This is a genomic window from Lutispora sp. (assembly GCF_041687175.1).
Lineage (GTDB): Bacteria > Bacillota > Clostridia > Lutisporales > Lutisporaceae > Lutispora.
The window spans coordinates 1-1,886 of record NZ_JAWLCK010000039.1 but is presented as its reverse complement, the minus strand read 5'-3'; the positions used below and the strand labels follow the sequence as shown (position 1 = coordinate 1,886).

The following is a 1,886-nucleotide window of genomic DNA, read 5'->3' as shown; positions in this document are numbered from 1 at the left end:
GTGAGGTGATATAATGAGAACACTGAGAATTGGATCCAGGGGAACAGATGTAAAAGAAGTTCAATCCTTATTACAGAGATTGGGTTATTATACAGGTGCAATAGATGGCATATTTGGATCAGGTACCGAAAATGCTGTAAGGGCTTTTCAGAGGGATTATGGCCTAACCCCTGACGGCATAGTAGGACCTAGGACCTTTAGCGTTATGGAGCCTTTGCTTATGGGTTATTCTGTTTATACTATCAGGCCTGGTGATACATTATACCGAATAGCTCAAAACTATGGAACCAGTGTTGCCAGGATAATGACTGCGAATCCGGGTTTAATTCCTGAAAATCTGCAAGTAGCCAGGAGAATTTTAATACCATGGCTGGATATTGTAGATACTCGCATTGACTATACCTATGAAATACTGGAGAGGGATATTAATGCTTTCAGGAGATTATATCCTTTCTTGGAAATAGGTTCAGCGGGTCAAAGCGTCTTAGGAAAGGAACTCTATTATGTGAAATTGGGTACAGGGCCAAATAGAGTATTCTATAACGGAGCCCATCATGCTTTAGAGTGGATTACTACACCGGTATTGATGAAGTTTATTGAAAACTATGCCAAGGCTTATGCAGAAGGCCGTTCCATAAGAGGATATGATATAAGAAGATTGTTTGAGAGAAGCACCATATATATTCTCCCTATGGTGAACCCGGACGGAGTTGATCTTGTGCTCAATGGATTGCAAAGAGATAACCCTTATTATAATCAACTGTTGCAGTGGAACACCACAGGAAGGCCATTTTCTCAGGTATGGCAGGCAAACATCAGAGGTGTGGACCTGAACCACAACTATGATGCAGCTTGGCAAGAGTCCAAGGAAGCGGAAGCTCAATACGGAATTACAGGCCCCGGACCAACAAGGTATTCAGGTCCTGAGCCATTTTCTGAACCTGAAACCAGGGCCGTGAGAGATTTAACATACGCAGTAAATCCCAGGCTTGTACTGGCATATCACAGTCAAGGAGAAGTAATATATTGGAGTTTTTTGGATTTAGCTCCACCGGAATCTTTAAGGATTGGGCAGGCATTGTCCAGAGTCAGCGGCTATGCATTGGATCAAACCGTTGGTATAGCTTCTTACGCAGGCTATAAAGACTGGTTCATACAGGAGTATAGAAGACCAGGTTTTACCATAGAAGTAGGAAGAGGCACAAATCCATTGCCTATATCCCAATTCCCAAGAATATATGCAGACAATGAAGGTTTACTGCTTTTGGCAGCAGTGATACAATAACCGCTGGAAAATCCAGCGGTTATTGCTTGGATACTGTAAAACATTTAGTTAATAATATATAATTAGTATGTATTAAATGAATAACCCTTAATAAGTGGTAGTTACATTATGTTAGGCAAGATAACAAAAGAATATACTGGAGGAATATACATGCGATTACAAGCTTCAAAACCGATAAAGCTTAGAAATAAAGTGTTAGGAGGTCAAAAACCTCTTATTTGCGTGCCTTTGGCTTCTGTAGATGAAGCATCATTAATAAATGAGATTGACGAAGTAATTAGAATGAAACCGGATGTAATTGAATGGCGTGCTGATTATTTTGAAAGGATTTTGGATTTTTCCAAAGTAAAACATATATTGGAGATTATCAGGACAAAAACTCAAGATATCCCGATAGTATTCACCTGCAGGAGCCATGAAGAAGGTGGATATAAAAAGATTGATGATGATAGAAGGCTTAAGCTATTCCAAAATGTAATGGAATCAATCTATGTTGATGTTGTAGATATTGAGCTGGCTTTTGGTAAAGAGAAAATTGAGCAGATAAAATCCTTAGCAGCAAAGAATGGAGTAAAAGTCATATTATCCTACCACAATTTTA

Annotated in this window: 2 protein-coding genes; both read left to right on the top strand. The window is 39.3% G+C overall.

Translation table 11 applies throughout. The features are described from left to right. The first annotated feature begins 13 nt into the window (after positions 1–13). Positions 14–1,285, top strand: a complete 1,272-nt coding sequence (locus ACESM9_RS07675) for a M14 family metallopeptidase (RefSeq protein ID WP_372996934.1) — start codon at positions 14–16, stop codon at positions 1,283–1,285. 150 nt (positions 1,286–1,435) lie between these two features. Next, on the top strand, positions 1,436–1,886 hold a 451-nt coding region (locus ACESM9_RS07670), incomplete at its 3' end, for a type I 3-dehydroquinate dehydratase (protein WP_372996932.1).

Excerpts from the sequence above, each read along its gene's own strand:
- ACESM9_RS07675 (WP_372996934.1), top strand. The coding sequence starts at position 14 with ATGAGAACACTGAGAATTGGATCCAGGGGAACAGATGTAAAAGAAGTT.